The sequence below is a fragment of the Burkholderiales bacterium genome (assembly GCA_035560005.1).
In the GTDB taxonomy this organism is placed as follows: Bacteria; Pseudomonadota; Gammaproteobacteria; order Burkholderiales; family Eutrophovitaceae; genus DASRFY01.
In genome coordinates, this window is the sequence record DATMAN010000029.1 from 24,016 (window position 1) to 50,213 (window position 26,198).

At 67.5% G+C, this 26,198-nt stretch carries 25 protein-coding genes; 4 read left to right on the forward strand and 21 right to left on the reverse strand.

The genetic code is table 11. The features are described 5' to 3' along the window. Window positions 1–23: 23 nt before the first annotated feature. The 19 genes from ispG to VNM24_03540 all read right to left on the reverse strand — a co-directional run bounded on the left by ispG (window position 24) and on the right by VNM24_03540 (window position 21,319). Complete coding sequence (gene ispG / locus VNM24_03450) at window positions 24–1,292, reverse strand: flavodoxin-dependent (E)-4-hydroxy-3-methylbut-2-enyl-diphosphate synthase (GenBank protein ID HWQ37654.1); 1,269 nt, start codon at window positions 1,290–1,292, stop codon at window positions 24–26. Between the two features lie 29 nt (window positions 1,293–1,321). After that, on the reverse strand, window positions 1,322–2,095 hold the full coding sequence (locus tag VNM24_03455) for a helix-turn-helix domain-containing protein (GenBank protein ID HWQ37655.1): 774 nt from the start codon (window positions 2,093–2,095) through the stop codon (window positions 1,322–1,324). Next, window positions 2,092–2,853 (reverse strand): type IV pilus biogenesis/stability protein PilW, encoded by a 762-nt coding sequence (pilW, locus tag VNM24_03460; protein ID HWQ37656.1) that lies wholly within the window; start codon window positions 2,851–2,853, stop codon window positions 2,092–2,094. The genes VNM24_03455 and pilW overlap by 4 nt, the downstream gene beginning before the upstream one ends. Further along, complete coding sequence (rlmN, locus tag VNM24_03465) at window positions 2,850–4,010, reverse strand: 23S rRNA (adenine(2503)-C(2))-methyltransferase RlmN (protein HWQ37657.1); 1,161 nt, start codon at window positions 4,008–4,010, stop codon at window positions 2,850–2,852. The genes pilW and rlmN overlap by 4 nt, the downstream gene beginning before the upstream one ends. Beyond that, window positions 4,010–4,435 (reverse strand): nucleoside-diphosphate kinase, encoded by a 426-nt coding sequence (ndk, locus tag VNM24_03470; protein HWQ37658.1) that lies wholly within the window; start codon window positions 4,433–4,435, stop codon window positions 4,010–4,012. Before ndk ends, rlmN begins: the two co-directional genes overlap by 1 nt. Before the next feature lie 96 nt (window positions 4,436–4,531). After that, window positions 4,532–5,824: a TRAP transporter large permease subunit gene (locus tag VNM24_03475; protein ID HWQ37659.1), complete on the reverse strand. Its 1,293-nt coding sequence runs from the start codon at window positions 5,822–5,824 to the stop codon at window positions 4,532–4,534. Next, window positions 5,821–6,369 carry a TRAP transporter small permease gene (locus VNM24_03480; GenBank protein ID HWQ37660.1) on the reverse strand — a complete coding sequence of 183 codons (549 nt, stop codon included), beginning with the start codon at window positions 6,367–6,369 and terminating at the stop codon, window positions 5,821–5,823. Before VNM24_03480 ends, VNM24_03475 begins: the two co-directional genes overlap by 4 nt. 10 nt (window positions 6,370–6,379) lie before the next feature. Beyond that, window positions 6,380–7,402, reverse strand: coding sequence for a TRAP transporter substrate-binding protein (locus tag VNM24_03485; protein HWQ37661.1), 1,023 nt, complete (start codon window positions 7,400–7,402; stop codon window positions 6,380–6,382). A gap of 23 nt (window positions 7,403–7,425) precedes the next feature. Continuing rightward, window positions 7,426–8,772 (reverse strand): tRNA lysidine(34) synthetase TilS, encoded by a 1,347-nt coding sequence (tilS, locus tag VNM24_03490; GenBank protein ID HWQ37662.1) that lies wholly within the window; start codon window positions 8,770–8,772, stop codon window positions 7,426–7,428. A 71-nt stretch (window positions 8,773–8,843) separates the two neighbouring features. Beyond that, the gene (locus tag VNM24_03495; GenBank protein HWQ37663.1) at window positions 8,844–9,809 is read right to left on the reverse strand and encodes an acetyl-CoA carboxylase carboxyltransferase subunit alpha; all 966 of its coding nucleotides are present in this window, start codon (window positions 9,807–9,809) and stop codon (window positions 8,844–8,846) included. A gap of 24 nt (window positions 9,810–9,833) precedes the next feature. After that, window positions 9,834–10,112, reverse strand: a complete 279-nt coding sequence (locus tag VNM24_03500; protein HWQ37664.1) for a cytochrome c — start codon at window positions 10,110–10,112, stop codon at window positions 9,834–9,836. Window positions 10,113–10,133: 21 nt separating this feature from the next. Further along, complete coding sequence (locus VNM24_03505) at window positions 10,134–11,363, reverse strand: molybdopterin-dependent oxidoreductase (GenBank protein HWQ37665.1); 1,230 nt, start codon at window positions 11,361–11,363, stop codon at window positions 10,134–10,136. 43 nt (window positions 11,364–11,406) lie between these two features. Further along, window positions 11,407–13,101, reverse strand: coding sequence for a gamma-glutamyltransferase (gene ggt, locus VNM24_03510; GenBank protein ID HWQ37666.1), 1,695 nt, complete (start codon window positions 13,099–13,101; stop codon window positions 11,407–11,409). 64 nt (window positions 13,102–13,165) lie between these two features. Continuing rightward, window positions 13,166–14,236: an AI-2E family transporter gene (locus VNM24_03515; GenBank protein HWQ37667.1), complete on the reverse strand. Its 1,071-nt coding sequence runs from the start codon at window positions 14,234–14,236 to the stop codon at window positions 13,166–13,168. Window positions 14,237–14,269: 33 nt separating this feature from the next. Next, a complete protein-coding gene (locus tag VNM24_03520) occupies window positions 14,270–17,416 on the reverse strand; it encodes an efflux RND transporter permease subunit (GenBank protein ID HWQ37668.1) in 3,147 nt (1,048 codons plus the stop codon). After that, window positions 17,413–18,525 (reverse strand): efflux RND transporter periplasmic adaptor subunit, encoded by a 1,113-nt coding sequence (locus tag VNM24_03525; protein ID HWQ37669.1) that lies wholly within the window; start codon window positions 18,523–18,525, stop codon window positions 17,413–17,415. The genes VNM24_03520 and VNM24_03525 overlap by 4 nt, the downstream gene beginning before the upstream one ends. Before the next feature lie 45 nt (window positions 18,526–18,570). Then, window positions 18,571–19,290, reverse strand: coding sequence for an HlyD family efflux transporter periplasmic adaptor subunit (locus tag VNM24_03530; GenBank protein ID HWQ37670.1), 720 nt, complete (start codon window positions 19,288–19,290; stop codon window positions 18,571–18,573). Beyond that, window positions 19,290–20,621: a TolC family outer membrane protein gene (locus VNM24_03535; GenBank protein HWQ37671.1), complete on the reverse strand. Its 1,332-nt coding sequence runs from the start codon at window positions 20,619–20,621 to the stop codon at window positions 19,290–19,292. The genes VNM24_03530 and VNM24_03535 overlap by 1 nt, the downstream gene beginning before the upstream one ends. After that, on the reverse strand, window positions 20,618–21,319 hold the full coding sequence (locus VNM24_03540; GenBank protein ID HWQ37672.1) for a TetR/AcrR family transcriptional regulator: 702 nt from the start codon (window positions 21,317–21,319) through the stop codon (window positions 20,618–20,620). Before VNM24_03540 ends, VNM24_03535 begins: the two co-directional genes overlap by 4 nt. A gap of 139 nt (window positions 21,320–21,458) precedes the next feature. Here VNM24_03540 and amrB point away from each other — a divergent pair, with 139 nt between their 5' ends. From amrB to VNM24_03560, 4 genes are read left to right on the forward strand one after another with little or no spacing between them, the layout of a single operon-like run. Further along, a complete protein-coding gene (gene amrB, locus VNM24_03545; protein ID HWQ37673.1) occupies window positions 21,459–22,262 on the forward strand; it encodes an AmmeMemoRadiSam system protein B in 804 nt (267 codons plus the stop codon). Continuing rightward, on the forward strand, window positions 22,243–22,800 hold the full coding sequence (gene amrA, locus VNM24_03550) for an AmmeMemoRadiSam system protein A (protein ID HWQ37674.1): 558 nt from the start codon (window positions 22,243–22,245) through the stop codon (window positions 22,798–22,800). Before amrB ends, amrA begins: the two co-directional genes overlap by 20 nt. Next, entirely contained in the window at window positions 22,797–23,870 is a 1,074-nt protein-coding gene (amrS, locus tag VNM24_03555; GenBank protein ID HWQ37675.1) for an AmmeMemoRadiSam system radical SAM enzyme, read from the forward strand. Before amrA ends, amrS begins: the two co-directional genes overlap by 4 nt. Window positions 23,871–23,872: 2 nt before the next feature. Further along, window positions 23,873–24,532, forward strand: coding sequence for an alpha/beta hydrolase (locus VNM24_03560; protein ID HWQ37676.1), 660 nt, complete (start codon window positions 23,873–23,875; stop codon window positions 24,530–24,532). 35 nt (window positions 24,533–24,567) lie between these two features. On the opposite strand, the gene VNM24_03565 is transcribed toward VNM24_03560, so the two are convergent. Both VNM24_03565 and folD read right to left on the reverse strand, forming a co-directional pair. Further along, on the reverse strand, window positions 24,568–25,227 hold the full coding sequence (locus tag VNM24_03565; protein ID HWQ37677.1) for a phosphoribosyltransferase family protein: 660 nt from the start codon (window positions 25,225–25,227) through the stop codon (window positions 24,568–24,570). Between the two features lie 10 nt (window positions 25,228–25,237). Next, window positions 25,238–26,137, reverse strand: coding sequence for a bifunctional methylenetetrahydrofolate dehydrogenase/methenyltetrahydrofolate cyclohydrolase FolD (folD, locus tag VNM24_03570; GenBank protein ID HWQ37678.1), 900 nt, complete (start codon window positions 26,135–26,137; stop codon window positions 25,238–25,240). Window positions 26,138–26,198: the final 61 nt, after the last annotated feature.

A 26,198-nucleotide genomic window follows, 5' to 3' on the forward strand; every position in this document is an offset into this window, starting at 1 on the left:
GGCTGCCGCACGCGCTCTTCCGGCTACTGCAAGGCCGTGGGGCGGTCGCCGCCGGGCGGCGTGCCGGTCGCTGCCTCCGACCGCACCCCGTAGCGCGTTCTGACGTACGCTTCGACGATCTGCTGAAACTGCTCGGCGATGTTCTCGCCTTTGAGGGTGACGGTCTTGACGCCGTCCACGTACACCGGCGCGACCGGCGTCTCGCCCGATCCAGGCAGGCTGATGCCGACGTTGGCGTGCTTGCTCTCGCCGGGACCGTTCACGACGCAGCCCATGACCGCCACGCGCATGTCCTCCACGCCCGGATAGCGTGCTCGCCATGCCGGCATCTGATCGCGCAGAAAACTCTGGATGCGATCGGCCAGCTCCTGGAAAAATGTGCTCGAGGTGCGCCCGCAGCCGGGACAGGCGGTCACCATCGGCGTAAAGGATCGCAACCCCAGGCTCTGGAGGATCTCCTGCGCGACCACCACTTCCCTGGTGCGGTCGCCGCCGGGTTCCGGCGTCAGAGACACCCGGATCGTGTCCCCGATGCCTTCCTGCAGCAGGATCGCCAGGGCCGCAGTCGAGGCGACGATGCCCTTGGAACCCATGCCGGCTTCGGTCAGGCCAAGATGCAAAGGAAAGTCGCTGCGCGCCGCAAGGCGGCGATACACGGTGATCAGATCCTGCACGCCGCTCACCTTGCACGACAGCACGATGCGCTCGCGCGGCAGCCCGAGGTCGATAGCGCGCTTGGCGCTGTCCAGCGCGGAAACGATCAGCGCCTCGCGCAAGACCTCGCCAGAATCGAGGGGATCGGAGCGTGCGGCGTTCGCATCCATCATGCTGGCGAGCAGCTCCTGGTCGAGGCTTCCCCAGTTCACGCCGATGCGCACCGGCTTGCCGTAGCGGCAGGCTGCCTCGATCATCGTGGCGAACTGCTGGTCGCGGCGCGACCCCTTGCCGACATTGCCCGGGTTGATCCGGTACTTGTCGAGCACGGCAGCGCAATCCGGGTACTGCGTGAGCAGCCGATGCCCGTTGAAGTGGAAATCGCCCACCAGAGGCACGCTCAAGCCCAGCTGATCGAGCCGGTTGCGGATCGCCGGCACGGCGGCGGCCGCCTCTGCGCTGTTGACGGTGATCCGGACCAGCTCGGAGCCGGCTCGCGCCAGCGCGACTACCTGCCGTGCGGTCGCCTCGACATCGGCCGTGTCGGTGTTGGTCATCGACTGCACCACGATCGGCGCACCGCCGCCGATCGCCACCGGGCCGACCCGTACTTGAAGCGTCTGACGGCGCGCGGCCATGCGCTGTCCGCCGGCTCCCGCGGATGGGTTCATTCGAGCGTCAGGCGCGCCACGTCCACGCGGGTGTGTGGCGCCAGATCGATCTCGCGATCGTTGTAGGTCAGGCGCACTCCGGCGGCATTGCCCACCACGATGGTGAGCGGCGCTTCTCCGCTGGCGCGCCGCTGGCTGCCGGCCGGATTGAGCTGCCCGAAGATCGTGTTGCCCGAGCGGTCCTTGATCTCGACCCAGGATTCCTCCTCGAACACCATGCGCACGACGCCGATCTTTACCGGCTCGGCCGTGACTGCTGGCGCCGGCGCGGAGAGGATCGCCTGGCCCGGCGGAGCACTCTCGCCGGCCGGCGCCGCGAGCGGCTCGCCCGACTCGCGGCCCTTGGACTCGGGCGGTGCGGTTGACAGCGACCTGCGCTCGTTCAGGCCGAGCACACCGAGCACCACGCCCAATACCAGCAAGACGGCGATGACTCCCAAAGTGCTTTTGCGCGCCGGGCGCGGCCGGATCACCGGCGTCTCCCCCGCATGGACCTCGGCCGGTGCCACGACCGCCAGCCGCTCGTCCACCGCGCGCAGCAACGGGTCGGGGTCCAGTCCGAGCAGCTTCGCGTAGTTGCGCACGAAGCCGTGCACGAAAACCTGACCTCCGAACTGGCCGAAGTCGTCGCGTTCCAGCGCTTCCACCTGGCGCACGGAGAGCTTGATCTGGCGGGAAACGTCGCCCAAGCTCAGATTCTGGCGCCGCCGCTCCTCGTGCAGCACCGCGCCCGGGCCTTGCGGGTTTGTGGACTCGGCTGCCTCGCTCACTCGAACTTGCCCTCGTTGAACAGGCGGGTCTGCAAAGCGTCGGGGAAGCGCCGGTTCAGTTGCGCCCCGTAAGCCGCCAGCGCGTTCTGGTCACCGAGCCTGTGCTCGATGCGCGCCGCAAGCCAGAGGCTGTCGGGACCGGGATTGACCACCCGCAGGTGTCGCATGATGAGCTCGCGCGCCTCGCGCGCGTTGCCTCTGCCCAAGTTGATGTCGGCGAGCACGAAGAGCGCCTGCGGCTGATCCGGGGCGAGCGCGCGCGCCTTGCGCATGAACTCCTCCGCACGCGCCAGGTCCCCTTGACTGCGCGCGCACAAGCCGGCGTTGACGTACGCCACTTCCGGAGTCTGGTAGAGCGGGTTGGACAGCGCCTTCTCGAAGTAACGCATCGCTTCCCGATCGCGCCCGCGGCGGCACAGCAGCATCCCGTAGTTGTTGTTCAGCGCCGAGTCGTTGGGATCGAGCCTGAGCGCCTTCTGGAACTGGGCCTGAGCCTCCCTTTCCTTGCCCAGCGCCAGATAGACCAGTCCGAGCTGGTTGAGCGCCGGCACGAACTCCGGATCCGCGGAAAGCGCCTTTTCGATCTCCTCGAGCGACACCGCGTATTGACCCGTTTGATAATAGGCCGCCGCCAGCTCGGTATGAATCTGCGCCCGCTGAAGGGTCTCGCGCTGCGTAGCCTGGCGGTCAGAGGCTCGCGGACCCTGCGCGCAGGCTGCGACCAGCAAGCAGGCGGCCAGCGCCGGCGCCCACCTCATGTCGACGCCTCCGCCGCGCGCCGCGCGTTGCGCCGCGTGCGATCCTGAACGCGTCCGGCCAGCTGACCACAGGCGCCGTCGATGTCTTCGCCGCGCGTCCTGCGCACGGTGGCGATCAGGCCCGCGGCGAGCAGCACTTCCTGGAACGCGCGCACGCGTTCGGCCGGCGAACGGGCAAATCCCGAATCCGGAAACGGATTGAATGGAATCAGGTTGAACTTGCAGGGCACCTCGGCCGCGATCGAAACCAGCTCCCGCGCGGCTGCGAGGGAGTCGTTGACACCGTCGAGCATCACATACTCGAACGTCACGAAATCACGCGGAGCGCCCGCGCGCCGCCACTTCGGTTCCGCCGCAGCCGGCTGCGACGCCGCAGCCTCTACGTAACGACGGCACGCCGCCAGCAGCTCCCGCAACGGATATTTTCTGTTGATGGGCACCAGGACATCGCGCAGCGCATCGTTGGGCGCATGCAGCGACACCGCCAGCGCCACCGGACACTGCTCGCGCAACCGCTCGATCGCGGGCACCAGCCCCGCCGTGGAGAGGGTCACCCGGCGCCGTGAAAAGCCATAGGCGTGATCGTCGAGCATGATCCGCAACGCGCGCACGACGTTGTCGAAATTGGCCAGAGGCTCGCCCATTCCCATCAGTACCACGTTGCTGACCGGACGCTCCCCCGGGGCGAGCGACCCCAGTCGCGCGTCGTGCGGCGCCTCGGCCAGTGCCCTGGTCGCCCACCACAGCTGGCCCACGATCTCGGCGGTGCTCAGGTTGCGGTTGAATCCCTGCCTGCCGGTCGAGCAGAACGCGCACGCGAGCGCGCAGCCCACCTGGGACGACACGCACAGCGTCCCGCGGTTTTCCTCGGGAATGAACACCGTCTCGATCGCATTGCCGCCGCCCACCGACAGCAGCCACTTGCGCGTGCCGTCCGCGGCGTTCGACTCGGCGAGCAGTTCGGGAAGGGCCACGCTCGCCCGCGCCTTCAGGGTGGCGCGCAGTGACTTCGACAGATCGGTCATGCGGTCGAAGTCGCACTCGCGCACCTGATGCAGCCAGCGCAGCAGCTGCCGCGCGCGGAACGGTTTCTCGCCGATCTCGGTGAAGAAATCGGCCAGCGCCGTCGCGTCGAGACCGAGCAGATTGACGGACATCAGCGGGGATAGATGTGCATCGAGGGAAAGAAGTAGGCGATCTCGAAGGCCGCCGACTCCGGCGAATCCGAGCCGTGAACGGCGTTGGCATCGATCGACTCGGCGAAATCCGCCCGGATCGTGCCCCTGGCGGCCTTCTTCGGGTCGGTGGCGCCCATCAACTCGCGATTGACCTGGATCGCATTCTCGCCCTGCAGCACCTGGATCATGACCGGACCCGAGGTCATGAACTGCACCAGATCGCGAAAGAACGGACGGTCCTTGTGAACCGCGTAGAAACCGGCCGCTTCGGCTTCCGAGAGCCGCGCCATGGTCGCCGCGACGATCTTCAGGCCCGCCTTTTCGAATCGGCTGTAGATCTGTCCGATCACGTTCTTGGCTACGGCGTCCGGTTTGATGATGGAAAGGGTGCGCTCGACTGCCATCAATAAAGCTCCGGTTTTAATGTGGGTTTTTTGTGAAATTTCATAAGGATAGCACTTTGCCTCGGGAAAAGGAACGGCGCCGCGCAAGAATCGTCCCTAAGACCCGTAGAGCAAGTTGGGCAACCACAGCGAAATGGCGGGTACGTAGGTGATCAGCAACAGGTAGAGCAACATGACCCCGAGCCAGGGCAGGCAGGCGATGGACACCTCGGTCAGGCCCATGCGCGCCAGATGGCTGGCCACAAAGAGGTTCAACCCCACCGGTGGGTGCAGCATGCCGATCTCCATGTTGACGGTCATGATCACGCCGAGGTGAATCGGATCGATGCCCAGCGATTTTGCGATCGGTACCAGCAACGGCGCCAGGATCAGTATGATCGAGCTGGGTTCCATGAACTGTCCGGCCAGCAGGAGCGTCACGTTGATCGCCAGCAGGAACATCCAGGGCGAGAGCTCCTGCGCCACGACCCACTCCGACAGCGCCTGCGGAATCTGTTCCGAGGTCAACAGAAACGAAAAGAGCACGGCGTTGGTGATGATGTAGAGCAGCATCGCGCTGGTATTCGCTGCCGAAAGCAGTACCTTGGGCACTTCGCGCAGGCGCAGGCCGCGGTCGATCCAGACCGCGACCACGAAGGCGTAGACCGCGCTCACCGCGGCCGCTTCGGTGGGCGTGAACACCCCGCCGTAGATCCCGCCCATGACGATCACAACCAGCAGCAGGCCCCAGAACGCACCCTTGAAGGACACCCATACTTCCCTCGCGCCGGCGCGCGGCAGCGTCGGGAACCCGCGGCGCCGGGCGGTCAGATACGTCACTGCCATGAGCAGCGCCGCGAGCAGCGCGCCGGGGACGATGCCGGCGACGAACAGCTTGCCCGCGCTCTCCGAGGTGCTGACCGCATAGATGATCATCACGATGGAGGGCGGAATGAGGATGCCGAGCGATCCGGAAGTGGCGATCACGCCCACCGCGAAGCGCTTCGGATAGCCGTACTTCAGCATCGCCGGCAGCATCACCGACCCGATCGCGGCCACCGTCGCCGGGCTCGACCCGGATATGGTGGCAAAGAAGGCGCAGGCCAGCACGGCCGCCATCGCCAGCCCGCCCGGCATCCAGCCCACCAGCGCCTGGGCAAAGCGGATGATGCGTGCCGCCGCGCCGCCCTCGGTCAGAAACGCGCCGGAGAGGATGAAGAAGGGTACCGCCATGATCGCGAAACTCTCCAGCCCGGTGAACAGGCGCTGCGAAATCACGTCCACCGTTTCCAGCGAAAAGGAGGAAAACAGCACCAGGAAGGTCAGCACGGTCATGCCGAGCGCGATCGAAATCGGCGTGCCGGTGAGAAGCAGCACGATCAGGATGGCGATGATGGTCACCGCGGTCATGCGCGAGATTCCCCGACGGCCTCGGGCGCATGGCGGGGCAATTCCCCGGTGCGCAGGTAACGGGTCATCACCTGCACGAAGCGGTAGCACATCAGGGCCGAACCCAGCGGGATGCAGAGGTAGACGATCCACATCGGCCATTCGAGGTCGGGCGACACCTGCCCGGTGTCGCGAATGAACAGCACCCAGCGCACGCCCACCACGGCGATGACCGCGGTGAAAAACGCGCCGAGCCCGAGCGCGACAGTGACCAGCGCGCGCCGCGCGCTCGGCCCGACGTTTTCCACCAGCACATCGACGCCGATGTGGATGCCGGTGCGCACGCCGTACGCCGCGCCGAACTTCGCCATCCAGATGAACAGGTAGATGCACAGCTCCTGCGCCCAGGAGAAGTGAATCTGGCGCGCGTAAGCCCAGAGCGCCTCCACGCGCAGCGCTTCGCGATGCAGGATCGAGGCGAAAATGACCAGAGTGGCCGCCGCCATCAGCCCGGCGATCAGCCACTCTTCGAGGTGATCGAGAAAGCGGTTCAGCCGGGAAATCAACAGCGGCGGCCTACTTCTTCTTGTTCTTGCCGGCGCGCGCCGCCAGCGATTCGGCCGCTATCGCGTACACGGCCCTCAGATTGTCGGCCCCGACCACCGCTTCGAACCTGCGGTGCACCGGCATGAGCGCCTGGCGCCAGCGCGAGCGCTCGTCTTCGGGCAGAACGTAGATCTCGGTCTTGCCGGAAGCGCGCACCGCCGCCAGCGCCGCCTCGTTTTCCTTCTCCGCGATCTCGCGCTCGTAGCGTGTGGCTTCCGCGAGCGCCTTTTCGAGCTGGGCGCGCAGCGCAGCGGGCAGCCCGTCCCAGAACTTCTTGTTGGTCACCACCGCATAGACCAGGTAGCCGTGGTCCGAGATCGTCAGGTGCTTCTGCACCTCGTGCATCTTCTGCGTATAGAGGTTGGACAGGGGGTTCTCGGTCCCGTCGACTACGCCTTGCTGAAGCGCGGTGTAGACCTCGGAGAACGCCATGACCTGAGGCAAGGCGCCCAGCTCGCGGACCATCGCTTCGAGCACCTTCGAGGACTGGATGCGCAGGCGCAGTCCTCGGAAGTCGCGCAGCGTGCGCAGCGGCCGGTTGGCCGAGAACTGCTTGAAGCCGTTGTCCCAGTACGCGAGCCCCTTGATGCCGCGCGGCTCGAGCTGCGCGAAGAGCCTGCGTCCGATCTCGCCATCGGTCACCCGATCGACCGTCGCCCGATCCGGGAACAGGTAAGGCAGGTCGAAAAGCTCGAACTCGCGCACTCCGAGCGGCCCGAACTTCGATACCGACGGCGCCAGCATCTGCACCGCGCCCCGCTGCAGCGCCTCCAGCTCTTCGCGGTCCTTGAACAGCTGGCTGTTGGGATAGACCTCGACCTTGACCGCGCCCCCGGTGTACTTCTCGGCCAGCTCACGGAAGCGCTCCGCGGCCTTGCCCTTCGGGGTATCGGGCGCAACCACGTGGCTGAACTTGATGACGACCGGCGCGGCGTGCGCCAATGGCGCCAGCGCGGCCCAGGCGATGGCGATGACAAGTCCGATTATTCTCATGCGCTCCTCCGGCCGCGAGTCTATCAGCCGTCCGCCATCGTTTCCCACTCGATGCGCACGCCGGGCTCGCCGGCCCCCGGCCGATGATCGGCTGCCACGCCGAGCCCGGGCACCCAGGCGAGCACTTCGCCGCAGAACACCAGCGGCAGCCGGCCCCGCTCCCACGCCGGCACGCCGGCTTCCTGCAGAAGTTTCTTCAGTGCCCGGCGCACACGACCCGGGTCGGGAAGAAACGTCTCGCCTCCGCGCCGCAGCCGTACCGTGACCGTCTGTCGTTCGCAACGCGCCTGCGCGATGCCCTCGCCCGTCGTGCGCACGAAGCGCAGTCGGCCGAGCCCGTCCGGCAGATCCATCGCGTCCTCGCCGCGCCACGTGTGCGACCAGTCCTTGCCGGCCGCGCGCCGGGCCACCAGCCTCACGCGACCTCGATGCCGGCGCACATCCACGGCGCCGAAGGCCACGCACACCCGCGCATCTGCAGCCGCGTCCAGACACTGGCGCAGCGCCTCCTCCAGCCGCGCGCGCGGCGGCGGGGGCAGCCCGCGATTGGCGAAGAGCACGCGCAGGACGTTCAGTGCGCGCTCGATCGGAAGCCCCCTCAGCGCCTCGACGCGCACGCCGCCTGCGTCCCCGGCCGACCGAAGATCGATCTCGCCCAACGCATCGGCGATCGCCGCCGCGTCCGCGAGATTGCGAGCGGCCCGCGCAAGGGTTTCGCGCCACGCCGGAAAGCGTTCGCCGACGAGTGGCAGCAGCCGATGCCGGAGAAAATTGCGATCGAGCACGGTATCGCGGTTCGACTCGTCTTCCACCCAGGACAGACCCCGCAGCCGTGCGTGTGCGAGGATCCGTTCGCGGGTGATGCCGAGCAGCGGCCGCAGCAGGATTGGCGGCCGCGGCGAACCCGGTTCCGCCGGGAGCGCTCGCGTGACCGACATCGCGCTCAAGCCTTTCGGGCCGGCACCGCGCAGCAGTTGCAGCAGCAAGGTCTCCGCCTGATCGTCCAGATGATGGCCCAGCGCCAGGTAATCGGCGCGTACCCGCGCGAAGACCGCATAGCGCGCGCGCCGCGCCGCCGCTTCCGGGCCCGCTCCCCCGTTGCGAGGCACCGCCACGCTCACCGTGCAGAACGCCACCGACCGCTGCTCGCACAAGGCGCGGCTGAACGCCTCCCAGCGGGCCGCGTGCGGACTCAAACCGTGATTGACGTGAAGCGCGGAGAGCGTCAGGCGCAGCTCCGGGGCCAGGCGATGCAGCACGTCGAGCAGCACCACCGAGTCGACTCCGCCGGAGAGCGCTACGCACACGGAGCGATCTCGAAGACCCAGGGATTGGAGGACCTGCCCGACGCTCTCGGCAATGCTGGCCATGATTCTTCAACCCGCTGCAGGCAAGACACCCCCGCGTCAGGCGGGGTATCGGGCACGGCGCAGGCGCCGGCTCAGGCGGACCCTTCCTTGAACTTCCCGTAGGCCATCAGTCGCGCGAAACGCTCTTCGAGCAGCTGATTGATCGGTTTGTCCTGAAGCTCGGAGAGCACGTCCTGAATCACCTTGCGAACGGTCTGCATCACGGTGACTGGGTCGCGGTGCGCCCCGCCGAGTGGTTCCGGGATGATGCGGTCGATCAGCCCGAGCGTCTTCAGCCGGTGCGCCGTGATGCCGAGGGTCTCGGCGGCCTCCGGCGCCTTGTCGGCGCTCTTCCAGAGGATCGACGCGCAGCCCTCGGGCGAGATGACCGAATAGATCGCGTACTGCAGCATCAGGGTCGCGTCGCCCACCGCAATGGCGAGCGCCCCGCCCGAACCACCCTCGCCGATCACCGTGACCACGATCGGCACCCGCAACTCGGACATCGCGTAGAGGTTGCGGCCGATCGCTTCGGACTGGCCGCGCTCTTCCGCGCCCACGCCCGGGTAGGCGCCGGGCGTGTCGACAAAAGTCAGTACCGGCAGGCCGAACCTTTCTGCGAGCTTCATCAGACGCAGCGCCTTGCGATAGCCTTCGGGCTTGGGCATGCCGAAGTTGCGGTGCAGCTTCTCCTTGGTGTCGCGCCCTTTCTGGTGGCCGATCACCACCACCGACTGGTTGCCGAAGCGGGCGAGGCCGCCGACGATCGACGGGTCTTCGGCAAAAGCGCGGTCGCCGTGCAATTCCTCGAAGTCGGTAAACAGACCCTGCACGTAATCGAGCGTGTAGGGCCGCTGCGGATGGCGCGCGACCTGGGAGATCTGCCACGCCGAAAGCTTGGCGTAGATCTCCTTGGTCAGCGCAGCGCTCTTCTTCTGCAGCCGCGCGATTTCCTCAGAAATGTCGACCGCGGAGTCGTCCTGCACGAAACGCAGCTCCTCGATCTTGGCCTCGAGCTCCGCGATCGGCTGTTCGAAGTCCAGAAACGTGGTCTTCATGGGCGGTTATTCTATCGCCCGCGACTACCTGCCGTAGTTGCTCACCAGATAGTCCACGATCGGCGGCACGTCTTCCTCGCGGATCGGCGCGCCCATCGCCTTGATCATCTTGTTCACCGAAGCCTCCCAGCCCTTGCGATCCAGGAACGGTGAATTCATCTGGATGTAGTCGAGGCTGTGGCACATGATGCAGTTCGCCTCGACCAGCTCGCGGCCCGGCGCATCCTTGAGCCGCAACGCCTGCTCGTCCGCCCAGGCGCTGTGCGCGCCGCACAACGTCAGCATGAAAATCCAGTAGCGCATCGCCATAGCTCCCCGCTGCGATCAGGTGACGACCAGTTCGACGGTCTGCACCACGTTGTTGTGGTAGCCGGCGGGATTGAAGATCAACTCGAAGGTCTGGGTGGTGCCGGCGCGATTCGAGGCTCTCGCCATCACGATCTGGCGCCCCGGGCGTTGCGGGCGCATCCGGTAGGACCACTGACGCCAGGAAAAGCGCCCATGTTCGGCTGCCAGTGCCGCCCGCTGCCAGCTCTCGCCCGCATCCGCCGACACTTCGACCGTGGCGATGCCATGACCACCATCCCATGCGACCCCTCTGATCTCGATCTCCCGGCCGGCCGTGACCACACTGCCCGACGCGGGCGCGGTAATCAGCGAATTGACCACCATCTCCGTAATCGGCGTTGTGGTCTCCGTCTCCTGGGTGATGAAGCGGTCGACCACCGGAAACCGGCCCTTCGGGATGCGATAGGCCGGGTTCATCCAGAAGCCGGCGAAAGGCGCGCTCAGGGCTCGGATGGCAGTCAGATGCTTGATCCAGTAGGTCGCGGTCCAGCCGGCGACCACCAGCCGCGCAGGAAATCCGTTCCAGTGCGGCAGCGGCTCGCCGTTCATCTCGTAGGCCACCAAGGTATGCTCGTCCAGCGCCTTCCACAGCGGCAGGCTCTTCACGAAATCGGGCGTTGCCGGATGCACCGCGAAGTCCGCGCCATCGAAGGCGATCTCGACGGCTTCCTTCTTCAGGCCGGCCCGCGCCAGCAGGTCCTTCAGGCGGACACCCGCCCACCGCGCGTTCCCGATCGCGCCGTGTCCCCACTCCACCCCTGGAACGTGCGGTGTGGACAGGCCGCGCCGGTTTCCGGAGCACATGCACACCGCCGCGACTTCCACACGCTCGAACTCGCTCTTTAACTGCGCCAGCGTCACCTGGTACGGGCGAGCAATCGCCTCACCGGCGATCGTGAGGTGCCATGTCGAGGCCTCGATCCGCGGGATGCCGGCGAGGTGATAACGCACGAAAAACGCTTCGTTCGGCGTGAAGAGCTGCTCGAAGTAGCTCACCGGCGTCTCGAAGTTCGGCGGACGCCACGTCTTCTTGATCAGCGGCACCTTGCCCGGCAGGGACGCGAGCGTGCTCGATTCCAGCGTGCCGCGAGGCAGCACCGCCGGCCCGAGGTCCGCGCCCCGGGCCAGGCGCTGCGTCACGCCGCCGATCGCGCCGGCGAAGAGCCAGCCGCCGGCGCCCGTCAGGAAATCCCGCCTATTGCCCATCGCGCCTCCCGTCCGATGATTCTCACCGCGCCCGGATGCACGGTCAGAACAGCACGCCGGCCTTGCCGCGCGGATCGCCTTCGGCCAGCGCTTCGCCGCTTCTCTTGTCGAAGTAGACCGCCTGCATGTTGCCCCACTTGCGCCGTCCCGCCTCGACCGCGTGTCCCTTGGCTCTGAGCGCCGCCACCCACTCAGCCGGGAAGCCGCCCGGTTCGAACTCGACGCGGTCGGGCAAGTACTGGTGATGGTAACGCGGCAGGGCGAGCATACGCGCCAGATCGAAGGCCGGGTTCAGCGCATAGTCCAGAATCCCCAGCGTGACCATGCTGATGATGCGCGAGCCGCCGGGCGTCCCGAACACCAGCACCCCGCGCGCGTCCTCGACGAAGGTCGGCGACATCGACGACAGCGGACGCTTGCCCGGCGCGATGGCGTTGGCTTCGTTTCCCACCAGCTTGTACAGGTTCGGCGCGACCGGGCTGAGCGTGAAGTCGTCCATGTGATTGTTGAGCAGCACACCGGTGTCGCCGGCCACGAAGCCGGAACCGAACGGCGCGTTGATCGAGAGCGTGGCGGCCACGCGGTTGCCATGGCGGTCCATGATCGAGAAATGCGTGGTGTGGTTGCCCTCTTCGGCGGGCTCGACGATTGGGGGCAGCGCGCTGCTCGGCGTGGCGCGCTCCGGATCGATGCTCGCGCCGCGCTGCCGGGCATAGTCGCGCGAGGCGAGCCGCGCCACCGGCACCCGGACGAAGTCGGGATCGCCCATGAAGCGGGCGCGATCGTTGTAGCCGCGGCGCCAGGCCTCGACCACGAAGTGCGCGCGCTGCACCTCGCTCAGCGTCTCCAGTGGCAGCGATTCGAGGATCTGCAGCGTTTGCGCCAGCACCAGACCGCCCGACGAGGGCAGCGGCGCGGTGATCACGCGCATCCCGCGGAAACTCAACCTGAGCGGTTCACGCTCCACCACGCGATACCCGGCCAGGTCCTGCAGCGTCCACAGCCCCCCCGCGGACCGCACCGCCGCGACCATGCGCTCGGCTACCTCGCCCTTGTAGAACCCGTCCCGGCCCTCGCGCGCGAGGCGCTCCAGCGTCGCCGCGAGCTGCGGCTGTTTCAGCACGAACCCGACCGTGGGGGCTTTGCCGCCATCGAGGAAGTGCGCTGCATCGGGCCGGCCTTTGAGCAGCGCCTCGCGGTAACCCGCTGCCCAGGCGTAGCGCGCGTCCACCGCAAAACCTTCCCGCGCCAACCGCACCGCGGCGGCGAGCGTTGCCTGAAGCGGCAGGCTGGCGTAGCGACCGGCCAGCCAGTCGATGGCCGCCGGTATGCCCGGAATCGCGGCGGCCGTGGCTCCGTCCAGCGATCGTCGCTGCCGCGCAGATCCGTCTTCGTTGACGTAGAACTCGCGCGTGGCCCGGGCCGGCGCGGTTTCGCGCGCGTCGATGAAAGTCTCGAACCCGTCGTCTGCGCGATGCAGCAAATAGAAGCCGCCGCCGCCCAGACCGGAGGCGAACGGCTCGACCACGGCCAGCGCCGCCGTCAGCGCGATCGCGGCGTCGAATGCCGTCCCGCCTCGGTCCAGGACTTCGCAGCCGGCTCTGGTGGCCAGCGGATGCGCGGAAGCGATCGCGCACGATTCCGCGGCCTTTGCCGCCTGCGAGACAACGGCCAGCAGCCACAAGCAGGCGAGCAGCAGCGTGCGCCGCAGCAGGGCCGGCCATCGGAAAGAAAGCATCAGCGAAGTTTAACGGGCGCTCGCCGGGCGCAACAAACGATGGCTCGTCGCAACCGATCGCGGCTCACGGCCGATCCGGCTTGCCTTCAGCGAGCGAGGTTTCGCGCGTGCCCCCGGTCCACTCGATCAGCAGGCGGTAGCCGACCGCGAGCAGCGTCGGCCCGAGAAAGACGCCGATGAATCCGAACGCAATCGCACCGCCCAGCACGCCGAGAAAGACCATGACGAACGGCAGGTGGCTCCCGCGACTGATCAACATCGGCTTGAGCACGTTGTCCACGCCGCTGACCACAACCAGTCCCCAGACCAGCACGAAGACCGCCCAGGCGGGCGAGCCCTGCACGTAGAGCCAGATCCCTGCCGGCATCCAGACGAGCGGCGGCCCCACCGGAACGATCGACAGGAAGAACGTCGCCAGCCCGAGCAGCGCCGCCGCCGGCACGCCGGCGATCCCGAATCCGATCCCCGCGAGCAGACCCTGCGCGAGCGCCGTGCCCAGGATCCCGTACACGACGCTGGAGACCGTCGCACCCGCGACCTCGATGAGGCGCCGGGCGCGCGCGCCGGCCAGGCGCTCCATCACCGCCATGAGGCGTGCGAGCGCCGCCTCGCCGTTGCGCAGCAGAAAGAAGGTCAGGAACACGCTCAGCCCCAGATGCAACAGCCCTGCACCCATGGCCTGTCCTGCGGCGAGCAGCGCCGAGCGTGCCAGCGGCGTCAGTTCGCGCAGGCCGGCGGCGCCGCCTTCGGTCAGACCGCGCCAATAGTCGGCCAGGGGTGTACCGATCAGCGGCAGGCGCGCCAGCCACTCGGGCGGTCCGGAGAGTGCGCTCTCGAAGAAGCGGTGTGCCACCTGCACCAGTCGGTCGGCGTTTTGCGCGATCGCGTTGGCTGCGATTGCGAACGGCCCCACCACGACGAGCACCATCGCCGCGGTCACCAACAGCGCAGCGAGGTTGCGGCGCCCGCCCAGCCGGTCGCGCAGGCGGGTGTACACCGGCCAGCTCGAAAACGCCAGCACCGCCGCCCACAGCAGGTCGGTCAGAAACGGGCGCAGGACCAGGAAGCAGCCCGCGATCAGAACGAACAGGATGCCGAACCCGAGAATCTGATCGGTGCGCGTGGTCCGGTTCATGAAGCCGCCTGCACGCGTGGGGCCGCCATGGCGTCAGCTCGCGCCAGGGCCGCTGCGCCGGACCCGGAACCATGCGGCGTACAGCGCGGGCAGGAACAGCAGGGTCAGCAAGGTCGCGGAGATCAAGCCGCCCATGATCGCCACCGCCATCGGGCCCCAGAACTCGCTGCGCGACAGCGGAATCATCGCCAGCACGGCGGCGGCCGCGGTCAGGACGATGGGGCGGAAGCGCCGCACCGTGGCTTCCACGACGGCCTCCCAGCGCGAGCGCCCGTCCCTGATGTCGCGCTCGATCTGGTCCACGAGAATCACGGAGTTGCGCATGATCATGCCGAACAGGGCGATCACGCCGAGGTTGGCGACGAAGCCGAACGGGACATTCCAGGTGAGCAGGATGAACGCCACGCCGATCAGGCCGAGCGGAGCGGTCAGCAACACCATGACGGTGCGCTGCAGGCTCTGCAGCTGGATCATGAGCAGGGTCAGCACCACCAGGATCATCACCGGCATGACGGCGATGATCGACTGCTCGCCCTTGGCGCTTTCCTCGATCGCCCCGCCGGTTTCGATCCGATAGTGCTGCGGCAGCTTCGCCTTGATCGGTTCGAGCATCGGTTCGATCTGCTTCGACACGACCGGGGCCTGGATGTCGCCGCGCAGGTCGGCGCGCACCGTCACGGTCGGCTGGCGGTTGCGGCGCCAGATGATGCCTTCCTCGAAGCCGTATTCGATGCGCGCGATCTGCGACAGCGGGACCCATTTGCCGCTGGCGGTCGGCACGTTGATGTCCGCCAGCCGGCCCGGATCGACGCGCTCCGCCGCCTCGGCCCGGGCCAGCACCTCGATCAGGTCGTCGCGCTCGCGGTACTGCGTGATGCCGAAACCGGTCAGGATCGAGTTGAGCACGGTGGAAAGCCCCTGCGAGCTCACACCGATCAGGCGCGCCTTGTTCTGGTCGATCTCGAGCCGCACGGTCTTGGTTTGCTCGTTCCAGTCCAAGTGCACGTTGTCGGTATGCGGATTGGCGCGCATGACGCCGGCGATCTCGTTGGCGATACGCCGCAGCGTCGCGACGTCGCTGCCGCTCACGCGGAATTGCACCGGGTAGCCGACCGGCGGACCGTTCTCCAGCCGGTTGACGCGCCCGCGCAGCAGCGTGAACTCGGTTTCGAGAATGCGCTCGAGCCGCACGGCCACGCGTTCGCGGGCCCGGCTGTCGCGGGTCAACAAAACGACCTGCGCGAAGTTGGGGTGGTTCAGCTGCTGATCGATCGGCAGGTAGAAGCGCGGGCTGCCGCCGCCCACGTAGGCGACGTAGCTGAGCACGTCCGGGTCGCGCTCGAGCGCTTTCTCCATGCGCCGCACCTCGCGCTCCGTAGCCTGGAAGGAGGCGCCCTGCGGCAGCCACAGATCGAGCATCAGCTCGGGGCGGTTGGACGAGGGAAAGAACTGCTGCTGGACGAACTTGAAGCCGAACAACGCCACCAGGAAAACCGCGAGCGTGATCGCGATGACGGTCTTGCGCCAGGTGACGCAGAGCTCCACCAGCCGGCGAAAAGCGCGGTAGAACGGCCGCTGGTAGACCTGCGTGTCATGCGCGCGCGCTTGTGGCGCAGGAATCCGGCGCGGGCTCAGGCGGTGCAGCGGCGCCTGCACGAAACGCTGGAACCAGGTCGGCCTGCTCCGGGCACGCGCGAAGTCGGGCAGCAGCTTGTAGCCCAGGTAGGGCGTGAACAGCACGGCCACCACCCAGGACACCAGCAACGCGATCGTGACCACCGCGAAGATCGAGAAGGTGTATTCGCCGGCGGAGGATTTCGCAAAACCCACCGGCAGGAAGCCGGCGGCGGTGATCAGCGTGCCGGTCAGCATGGGAAACGCGGTCGACGTGTAGGCGAAGCTGGCGGCCTTGGCACGCTCCCACCCCTGCTCCATCTTGGTGGCCATCATCTCCACCGCGATGATCGCGTCGTCGACCAGCAGTCCGAGCGCGATGATCAGTGCGCCGAGCGAGATGCGCTGGAAGTCGATGCCGTAGAGCATCATCACCAGAAAGGTCACCGCCAGCACCAGCGGAATGGACAGCGCCACCACCAGGCCGGTGCGCGCGCCCAGGCTGAGGAAGCTCACGCCCAGGACGATGACGATCGCCTCGGTCAACGTCTTCATGAACTCGCGAACCGAGCGGCTGACCACCGCGGGCTGATTGGCGTACTGATGCACTTCGATGCCTACCGGCAGCCCGCGCCGGATGCGTTCGAAGGCCGCGTCGAGGTCGCGCCCGAGCTGCAGGATGTCACCGCCCTTGGCCATCGACACCGCGAGCGCGATTGCTTCCTGGCCCATGTAGCGCACCTTCAGCTCCGGCGGGTCGGCGTAGCCGCGGTACACCCGCGCGATGTCGCCCAGGCGGAACAGGCGCCCGTTGGCGGTGATGCCGATCTCGCGGATGCTTTCCACCGAATCGAAGCTTCCGGACACTCGCAAGTAGATGCGGTCGGCGAGCGTGTCGATGCTGCCGGCCGGCGTCATCGCGTTCTGCTGCTGCAACACCTGGAAGATGGCCAGCGGGTCGATGCCGAGATTGGCCAGCTTGCGGTGCGAAAGCTCGACGTAGATTTTCTCGTCCTGCGCGCCGATCAGGTCGGCCTTGGCCACGCCGGGAACCCGCAGGATCTCCTTGCGCACCTCTTCCACGTAGTCCTTCAGCTCCGCGTAGCCGTAGCCGTCGGCGGTGAAGGCGTAGATGTTGCCGTACACGTCGCCGAACTCGTCGTTGAAGAACGGGCCGAGCACGCCCTGGGGAAGCGTGTGGCGGATGTCGCCGATCTTCTTGCGCACCTGGTACCAGACGTCAGCCACTTGTCGCGGCGGCGTGGAATCCTTCAGGATCACGAAGAGGGTGGATTCCCCGGAGCGCGAATAGCTGCGCACCACGTCCAGGTAGGGGGTCTCCTGCAGCTTCTTCTCGATGCGCTCGGTGACCTGCGCTTCCATGTCGCGCGGGCTGGCGCCCGGCCACAGCGTGCGCACCACCATCACCTTGAAGGTGAAGTCCGGATCTTCGGCCTGGCCCAGGCGGAAGTAGGCATAGATGCCGGAGCCGGCCAGCGCGAGCATGAAGAAGAACACCAGCGACTGGTGCTCCAGAGCCCATTCCGACAGATTGAAGCGGCTCACACGTCGCCTTCGTCGAGCACTCGCACGCTCTCGCCCTCGAACAGCTTGTGCACGCCCGCGCGCACCACCAGCTCGCCGTCCTTCAGGCCGGAGAGGATCGAGACCCTGTCCTCGTGGTAGCCGCCGATCTCGACCGCAACCGCTCGGACCCGCTTCGAAACCGGATCGATGACCCAGACCGCGACGCGTTCACCCTGCTTGAACACGGCGCTGGCAGGCAACTCGACCGCGGCGCTCCGGCCCACGCCGCGCAGGAACACGTTGGCCGTCATGCCCAGCTTCATCGTCGCGTCGGCGTCGAGCACCGTGATGCGCGCGGCATAGGTGCGCGTCACCGCATCCGCCGACGGACTGATTTCGCGCACGCGCCCGCGGTAGGTCCGGCCCGGAACAGCCCACAGCGTGATGTCGATCTGCGCCGCGCTGCTCAGGTCGGCGAGCCGGTTCTCGGGAACGTTGATCTCGATTTCCTTTTCCGAGGTTTGTGCCAGGCGTGCCACCACCTGGCCGGCAGCCACGACTTGCCCGACCTCGGCTTCGATCGCGGTGATGACGCCCGCCTGATCGGCGCGCAGCTCGGTGTAGGCTGCTTGGTTGCGCGTGACGCTGAGTTGGGCCCGCGCCTGCTCCAGGCGCGCGCTGGCCACCTCGTAGGCCGTGCGCCGGCGGTCGAACTCCGCCTGACTGATGAACTTCTTTTCGAGCAGTTCGGCGTAGCGCGCCAGATCGGCTTTGGCCTGCTCGTAATCGGCGCGGGCGGCGGCGAACTGGGAACGCGCCGCCTCGGCGTTTAGCCGCTGGTCGGCCGGGTCGAGGCGGGCGAGAAGCGCGCCCTTTTCCACGGTGTCGCCCACGTCGACCAGGCGCGCGACGAGCTTGCCGGAAACGCGAAAGCCGAGTGCCGACTCGTAGCGCGGGCGCACGTCGCCCGAATAGGCCGTCTCGGCGCTGCGCGCGCCCATCACGACGCGTACCGCGTTGACCGCGCGCGGCTGCGGCGGCGCTGGGCTCTCCTGCGAGCAACCGGGCAGTGTCGTCGCTGTCAGCGCCAGGCAAAACCAGATCAGCCGCGGGCGCGCCGAAGCGACCCGCGGCGGCGGCTGTTTCATCGCGTCCTCCCGCCGCCGGGCCGCCGCATCGTGGGGGCGACCGGCCTACAACACCACTTCCACCGGCTGTCCGGGATGCAGCCTCAGTGCCGCCTCCGGCGCCGGGCGCGCCTCGACCAGGAAATGCAGGCGTTGCGCGCCTTGCCCTTCGGTGGCCGGCTCCGCGAGCGGCGACACGTAGGCGATTTCGGCGCTGACCTCCCCGCACCCCGGGCAGCGCAGGCGCACGCCCTGCCCATGGTGCAGCGCCGCTGCAACGTGTGAAGGCACCAAGAAGCGCACCTTGATGTCCTGCGGGGCAAGGATGGCGATCACCGCAAGGCCCGCCTCCACCCATTCGCCCACCGTGTACGCGGTCTCGACCACCACGCCGTCGCGCGGCGCTTTCGCCGTCTTGAGCTCCAGACGCCACTGCGCCTGCGCGAGCGCCGCCTTGGCCGCGTTGAGTTCCGCCTCGGCGCCGCGCATCGGCGCTTCCTGCGCGCCGCGCCGCGCGGCCCGCAGCTGCGCTTGCGCCGCCTTCACCCTGGCCTGCGCTTCGCGCAGTGCGCGCGCCTCCTCTTCGACCTGAAGCGAGAACAGCGTCTGTCCAGAGCGCACGCGCTCGCCGCGTCTGACGTTGAGCCGGGCAAGGTTGCCCGAGAGCGGTGCGGCGACGTGCACGTACTGCGCCTGGGCGTAGCCGGGGAAAGTCCGCACTTCCTGCTGCGAACAGGCGGCCAGAGCCAACGCCGCGGCGACAAAGGCGGCGCGCGGGCGTTGCATTACTGGACGTCCTCCCGCAACAGCTGGTTCACGCCGGCGATGTCGGCCTCGGCCAGTTTGCCGACCGCGGCTTTCAGGCGCAGCTGATTGAGGATCGTGTTGTAGAGCGCTTGCGAGAGGTCGCGGCGCGCCCGGGCCAGCTGCTGCTCGGCGTTGAGCACGTCGACCGCGGTGCGCACACCGACCTCCTGGCCGAGCTTGGTCGATTCCAGCTGCAGCTGGGTCGAGGATACCGCCTGTTCCAAGGCGCTCACCTGGGCCAGTCCGGAGGTCACCCCGAGAAACGCCTCGCGGGTTCTTTGTGCCACCGCGCGCCGCGTGCTTTCCAGCTCCTGGCGCGCCCGCTCCTGGTTGGCCGCGGCCTCGCGCACGCGCGAATCGATGCCGCCGCCCTGGTACAGCGGCACGTTCAGCTGCAGGCCGATCACGGCCGCGGTCACGTCGGCACCGGCGCCGGTCGTCGACTGCCCGGAGTACCGGTGGTTGAGCGAGCCGACCGCGTCCAACGTCGGCAAGTGCCCGGCACGCGCGCGCTCGACCTCGCGCTGCGCCAGCTCCAGGCTCTGTTGGGCGAGCCGTACGTCGATGCTCGACTCATAGGCCAGGTCCACCCACGCCTTCATGTCGTTGGGTTCGGGCGCACTCAGACTGATCGGCAACTTCAGGCCCGCCAGCGGCCCTTCGATCGGGCGCCCCACGAGGACTTCGAGCGCCCGGTTGGCCACTTCCAGCTCGTTGAGCGCCGCGATCTCCTGCGCGACCACCAGGTCGTAGTTGGCCTGCGCCTCGCGCTGATCGGTGATGGTGGCCGTGCCCACGATGAAGTTGCGCTTGGCTTGCTCCAGCTGCTGGGCGACCGCGGTCTTCTGTGCCCGGATGGTGTTGAGGTTGGCGCGCGCCAGCAGGACGTTGAAATAGGCCTGCGCGACCCGGACCATCAGGTCCTGCGACGCCAAATCGAGTTGCGCCTCGGACTGCCTGACCTGGATCTTCGCCTGGTCGTAGATCACCCGGTTGTCGCGGCGATAGAGGGGCTGAGTCACCGTGACGCCGTAGTTGTAGGTATTGAAGCTTTCGGTGCCGGAAGTGAACAGGCTGCTTTTGTACTCGGTATCCAGCCGGTTCCAGTTGTAGCCGGCGTCGAAATCCACCCGCGGCAGCAGAAGCGCTCGCCCTTGCGGCAGCCTCTCCTGCCCGGCGATAAATTGCGCCTTGGCGGCGGCGTATTGCGCGTCCTGCAGCTGCGCATCGCGGTAAAGGCTCAGCAGATCCGCACAGTACACGGGCGACGCGGACAATGCGCCCGCCACCAGCCACCAGAGTCGATTCATCGGGACCTCCCCCTTCTGTTATCCATGTTGATGACCCGCGGCGCGCTGGCCGCCCTGCGCTCCCGGCCACGCGGCGTGAGCCCGTTGATCGTCATGTCCAGGTGCAGCTCCAGGTAGCGCTCAGGATCGATGTGCTTGCTGTCGCAGATGTCGAAGGAATGCCGCCACAACAGCAGATAAACCATCGGCGCCAGCAACAGGCGGGTGGCGTAATTGGCATCGACCTCGCGGAATTCCCCGCTGCGGATGCCCTGCTCGAGCACGCCCTGCACCAGGCGAAAGCTGCGCGTGATCACCTCGTCGTAGTAAAACTTTCCGATTTCGGGAAAGTTCCGGCACTCCGAGAACATCAGCTTGGGAATGCCTCCGAGCTTCGTGTCGCCCACCGACGCCCACCAGCCGAACATGATCTGCCGCAGCAGATCGCTGGCGCGTCCCTTGTGTTCCTCCAGCTGGCGCTCGCCGCGTTCGATCAGCGGCACGATACCGGAGCGGATCACCGCCTTGAACAGCTCCTCCTTGCTGGAGAAGTACAGATACAGCGTCCCCTTGCTGACACCGGCTCGCGCTGCCACGTCATCCAACCGGGTCGCGGCGTAGCCTCTTTCGACGAACAGGTCCAGCGCCGCCGCCAGCAGCTCGGCGGGGCGCGCCTCCTTGCGGCGGGTCCAGCGCCGATCGGGTCTTGGCAGGTGCATGACGGACGAAAATGACCGAGCGGTCAGCAATATACCGTGCCGCGCGAGTGCGTCAAGAAGTTTGACTCACGGGCTCTATAATCGTCGTATGCCGCAGGACGTGACGGTCCCCCCGGTCCATCCGCAGGCGGAATGCACCATGGCTTCCACGAGGCCGCCGGCCGTAGCCGGGCTGTTCTATCCCTCCGAGGCGCGCGATCTGCAACGGGAAGTCGCGCGCCTGCTCGCAGCGGCGTCGACGCCTGCGCGAGCGCCGCTGCCCAAGGCCTTGCTCGTCCCGCATGCGGGTTACGTCTACTCGGGCCCGGTGGCCGCGAGCGGGTATGCGCGCATCGCGCCGCTGCATGGCCGCATCGAGCGGGTCGTCCTGCTCGGCCCGGCGCATCGGGTGGCGGTGCGCGGCCTGGCACTGCCCTCGGTCGACGCGTTCGCCACGCCGCTCGGCGCGGTCCGCCTCGATCGCCCGAGCATGCAGGCGCTCGCCGGCTGGCCGCAGGTTTGCGTGAGCGACCGCGCGCACGCCGAGGAGCACTCGCTGGAAGTACATCTGCCGTTTCTGCAGGCGCTTCTCGAGGATTTTTCCCTGGTCCCGTTCGCGGTCGGCGACGCCACCGAATGGGAAGTCGCCGCCGTGCTGGAGCGGCTTTGGGGCGGCGACGAGACCCTGGTGGTCGTCAGTTCGGACCTTTCGCACTATCTCCCCTATACTGGCGCCCGCGCCATGGACGAGGCCACCGCCCGGCGCATTCTGCGCCTCGAACCCGGCCTCGACCACGATCAGGCGTGCGGCGCGGCACCCATCAACGGCCTGCTCGTCACCGCCCAGTCCCGTCGCCTGGGATGCGAGCTGATCGACCTGCGCAACTCGGGCGATACCGCCGGCGACTGCTCGCGGGTTGTGGGTTACGGGGCCTTCGGTTTCTATGAATCCGGCCGGCGCTGACAAGGGCACGGTCTTGCTGTGCATTGCTCGAGCCTCGATCGGCAGCCGCTTCGGGCTGCACTTGCCGAGCGACGAACAGCCCGCGTTCCTGCACGAACCGGCGGCCTCTTTCGTCACGCTGAAGCTCGAGGGCCGGCTGCGCGGATGCATCGGCAGTCTGCAGGCCAGCCGCCCGCTGGGCGAGGACGTGAAGCTCAATGCTCAGGCGGCGGCCTTCAGCGATCCGCGCTTCCAGCCGCTGTCGGCGGTGGAATTTCGCGACACGCGCATCGAAGTCTCGGTCCTCTCGCCCCTGCTCCCGATCGCCTTCGGCAGCGAGGATGAGGCGCTGGCGGCGCTGCGTCCGAACGAGGATGGGGTGGTGCTCGCCTGGCGCGAGCAGCGCAGCACCTTTCTGCCCCAGGTATGGGAAAGCGTGCAAGAGCCGCGCGCCTTCCTGGCCGAACTCAAACGCAAGGCCGGGCTTCCAATGCAGTACTGGTCTGAGGAAATCCGGCTGTATCGATACCGGGTGGAAAAATGGAGCGAAGCGCAGTGAGCGCGCATCCCGCACGCTGGTGGCACCGGCTGGAGGACGGGCGGGTCCAATGCGACCTGTGCCCGCGCGAATGCAGGCTGCACCCGGGGCAGCGCGGCGCCTGCTTCGTGCGCATGCGCGAAGGCGACGCCATGGTGCTCACCACCTACGGCCGTTCCTCGGGATTCTGCCTCGATCCCATCGAAAAGAAGCCGCTCAACCACTTCTATCCTGGCTCCAGCGTGCTCTCCTTCGGTACGGCAGGCTGCAACCTGGCGTGCAAGTTCTGCCAGAACTGGGACATTTCGAAGTCCCAGGACATGGACCGGCTCGCCGACCAAGCCGGACCGGAGCAGATCGCCGACGCGGCGCTGAAGCTCGGCGCCAGGAGCGTGGCGTTCACCTACAACGATCCGGTGATCTTCGCCGAGTACGCGATGGACGTGGCCGACGCCTGTCACGAACGCGGAATCAAGACCGTCGCGGTCACCGCGGGCTACATGCACGAGGCGCCGCGCCGCGAGTTCTACGCCAAGATGGATGCCGCGAACGTGGATTTGAAGGCCTTTACCGAAGAGTTCTACTTCAGGCTCACGGGCGCCCATCTGCGTCCGGTGCTCGACACGCTGAAGTACCTGCGCCATGAGACCGGCGTCTGGTTCGAGATCACCACACTCCTCATCCCCACCAAGAACGACGCCGACGAAGAGATCTACCGGATGAGCCGGTGGATCGGGAGCGAACTGGGTCCCGACGTGCCCTTGCACTTCACGGCCTTCCATCCCGACTGGAAGCTGACGGACCTGCCGCCCACGCCCCCGGAGACGCTCAGGCGCGCGCGGCGCATCGCGCTCGGCGAAGGACTGAAATACGTCTACACGGGCAACGTCCACGATCCGGAGGGCGGCACGACCTTCTGTCCCGGGTGTGGCCAGGCGCTGATCATGCGCGACTGGTACCGGATCCTCAGCTACCGCCTCGGCGCCGAAGGGTCCTGCACGGGCTGTGGCGCCGCCGTCCCCGGTCGCTTCGAGGCCTTCCACGGGCAGTTCGGGCGCCGGCGCATTCCGCTCGCCATCGGCGCCGCGTAGCCTTGCCCAGTCTCCTTCAACGACAGGCCGCTATCGAGACCGACGTCGGCCGGCTCGACGGCACGCTCGTCCTGCCCGAGTCTCCCAGGGGAATCGTGCTCTTCGCCCACGGCACCGGCAGCGGGCGGCTGTCTCCGCGCAACAACTTCGTGGCTGCGGTGCTGCATGAGCGCAGCATCGCGACCCTGCTGTTCGATCTGCTCACCCCGGCAGAAGACACTGAATACCGCACGCGCTTCGACATCGGCCTGCTCACCAGCAGGTTGCTGCTGGCCGCCGGATGGATGCGCGCGCAGCCGGAAAGCGCCGGACTGGCATTGGGCTACTTCGGCGCCAGCACCGGGGCAGCCGCCGCGCTGCGTGCCGCGGCCACCCCGGAGCATCCGCCCAAAGCGGTGGTCTGCCGCGGGGGACGGCCGGATCTGGCCGGGCCCGAGGTACTGGCCCGTGTGGGCGCTGCGACTTTGCTGCTGGTGGGTGGACGGGACACCGCGGTCCTCGCCCTGAACCGCGAGGCGCTTTCGCGCCTGAGCTGCGAAAAGCAGCTGCGCGTCATCCCGGGCGCGGGACACCTGTTCGAGGAACCGGGAACGCTGGAGCAGGTCGCCCAGTTCGCTGCCGACTGGTTCGAGAAGCACTTTACCCGGCCCGCCTCATCCTAGCCCTGCGCCCGACGCCGGCGGGCGGCCTGTGCGCGTCACCCGGGCGCGCTGCGCACCCCGGTGCCGGGCGAGGAAGGCAAGCTCAGCGCCGCGATGACTGCGTCGTCGTCGACCTGAGGAAAACTGCGGTAGAACTGTCCGACCGCGTGGAAATGTGCGGGCGCCTCGAGGCACACGATCTCGTCCGCAAGAGGCTTGAGGCGCTCCAATGTCTCGGTCGGCGAAACCGGGACCGCGCACACGAGTCTGCCGGGATTGCGCATGCGCAGGGCATGGAGCGCGGCGATCATCGTGGAGCCCGTGGCCAGACCGTCATCCACCACGATCACGATACGGCCGGCCGGATCGAGCGCCCCGCGCCCTTGGCTGTAAGCCGCGCGGCGCTCGCGCATCACCGCGAGCTGCCTCGCGCGTTCGCCTTCGATGTAATCGGACGTCGCGCCCGCCCTTTCAGCATGCGGGGCGACGAAGGACCAGCCCGACTCGTCTACCGCGCCCACCGCGTACTCCGGATTTCCCGGTGCGCCCAGTTTGCGCACCAGCACGACGTCGACGTCTCCGCCGAGGCGATCGGCGACGATCCGCGCCATCGGCACGGCGCCGCGCGGGATGCCGAGCACGAGGGGATTGCGGCCGCGGTAGTGTTCGAGCGCCGTCGCCAGCCGCGTCGCGGCCTCGGCGCGGTCGGCGAACATCTTGCCGCTCTCAGTGCAGGACCGAGGCGCCGACAGCCTGCGCGCGCCCGGCTTCCTGTGCGGCCGCGAGGCGCTCCGCCGCCTGGAGGGTGTTGCCGAGCAGCATGGTGATGGTCATCGGCCCGACGCCCCCCGGTACCGGCGTGAGAAATCCCGCGACTTCCTTGACGCCGTCGAAATCCACGTCGCCCACGAGCTTGCCGTCCGGCAGGCGATTGATGCCGACATCGATCACGCAGGCGCCGGGCTTGACCATGTCGGCGGTGATCATCCTCGGCTTTCCGGTCGCGACCACCAGGATGTCGGCGAGGCGGGTGTAGAGGCGCAGATCGCGCGTCTTGGAGGTGCAGATCGATACCGTCGCGTTGCGCGCGAGCAGCATCAGCGCCATCGGCTTTCCGACGATGTTGCTGCGCCCGACCACCACGGCATTGGCGCCCTCCAGCGGGATCTCATAGTGGTCCAGCAACGCCATCACCCCGTAGGGCGTGCAGGGCGGAAAGACCGAACCTCCGGTGACCAAGCCGCCCATATTGTAAAGGTGGAATCCGTCCGCGTCCTTGTCGGGCGAGATCGCTTCCAGCACCTTGTTGTTATCGATGTGCGGCGGCAACGGCAACTGGACCAGGATGCCGTGGATGCGCGGATCGCGGTTCAGCTCACGGATTCTGGCGAGCAAGGCCTCTTCGGGAACGTCCGCGGAATACTTGTGCACCTCGGAATGCATGCCGATGTCCGCGCAGGCCTTGGCCTTGTTGCGCACATAGACCTCGGAAGCGGGGTTGTCGCCCACCAGGATTACCGCGAGTCCGGGCGTGATGCCTTTTTGCTTCAGGGCATCGACCCGCGTGCGGAGCTGCGCGCGGATCGCTCGCGACACCGCCACGCCGTCAATGATCGTCGCGCTCATGATCGGGAAATGTCATCGTCTCGATGCCCGGCGCAGCGGCTGCCGCCGAGAAGGGGCGCGG

Excerpts from the sequence above, each read along its gene's own strand:
- VNM24_03530 (HWQ37670.1), bottom strand. The coding sequence starts at position 19,290 with ATGCAACGCCCGCGCGCCGCCTTTGTCGCCGCGGCGTTGGCTCTGGCC.
- folD (HWQ37678.1), bottom strand. The coding sequence starts at position 26,137 with ATGAGCGCGACGATCATTGACGGCGTGGCGGTGTCGCGAGCGATCCGC.
- pilW (HWQ37656.1), bottom strand. The coding sequence starts at position 2,853 with ATGAGGTGGGCGCCGGCGCTGGCCGCCTGCTTGCTGGTCGCAGCCTGC.
- VNM24_03535 (HWQ37671.1), bottom strand. The coding sequence starts at position 20,621 with ATGAATCGACTCTGGTGGCTGGTGGCGGGCGCATTGTCCGCGTCGCCC.
- VNM24_03485 (HWQ37661.1), bottom strand. The coding sequence starts at position 7,402 with ATGAGAATAATCGGACTTGTCATCGCCATCGCCTGGGCCGCGCTGGCG.
- ggt (HWQ37666.1), bottom strand. The coding sequence starts at position 13,101 with ATGCTTTCTTTCCGATGGCCGGCCCTGCTGCGGCGCACGCTGCTGCTC.
- VNM24_03500 (HWQ37664.1), bottom strand. The coding sequence starts at position 10,112 with ATGCGCTACTGGATTTTCATGCTGACGTTGTGCGGCGCGCACAGCGCC.
- VNM24_03475 (HWQ37659.1), bottom strand. The coding sequence starts at position 5,824 with ATGACCGCGGTGACCATCATCGCCATCCTGATCGTGCTGCTTCTCACC.
- VNM24_03495 (HWQ37663.1), bottom strand. The coding sequence starts at position 9,809 with ATGAAGACCACGTTTCTGGACTTCGAACAGCCGATCGCGGAGCTCGAG.
- VNM24_03565 (HWQ37677.1), bottom strand. The coding sequence starts at position 25,227 with ATGTTCGCCGACCGCGCCGAGGCCGCGACGCGGCTGGCGACGGCGCTC.
- ispG (HWQ37654.1), bottom strand. The coding sequence starts at position 1,292 with ATGGCCGCGCGCCGTCAGACGCTTCAAGTACGGGTCGGCCCGGTGGCG.
- VNM24_03515 (HWQ37667.1), bottom strand. The coding sequence starts at position 14,236 with ATGAACCGGACCACGCGCACCGATCAGATTCTCGGGTTCGGCATCCTG.
- ndk (HWQ37658.1), bottom strand. The coding sequence starts at position 4,435 with ATGGCAGTCGAGCGCACCCTTTCCATCATCAAACCGGACGCCGTAGCC.
- VNM24_03525 (HWQ37669.1), bottom strand. The coding sequence starts at position 18,525 with ATGAAACAGCCGCCGCCGCGGGTCGCTTCGGCGCGCCCGCGGCTGATC.
- rlmN (HWQ37657.1), bottom strand. The coding sequence starts at position 4,010 with ATGTCCGTCAATCTGCTCGGTCTCGACGCGACGGCGCTGGCCGATTTC.
- VNM24_03540 (HWQ37672.1), bottom strand. The coding sequence starts at position 21,319 with ATGCACCTGCCAAGACCCGATCGGCGCTGGACCCGCCGCAAGGAGGCG.
- amrB (HWQ37673.1), top strand. The coding sequence starts at position 21,459 with ATGGCTTCCACGAGGCCGCCGGCCGTAGCCGGGCTGTTCTATCCCTCC.
- VNM24_03505 (HWQ37665.1), bottom strand. The coding sequence starts at position 11,363 with ATGGGCAATAGGCGGGATTTCCTGACGGGCGCCGGCGGCTGGCTCTTC.
- amrA (HWQ37674.1), top strand. The coding sequence starts at position 22,243 with ATGAATCCGGCCGGCGCTGACAAGGGCACGGTCTTGCTGTGCATTGCT.
- tilS (HWQ37662.1), bottom strand. The coding sequence starts at position 8,772 with ATGGCCAGCATTGCCGAGAGCGTCGGGCAGGTCCTCCAATCCCTGGGT.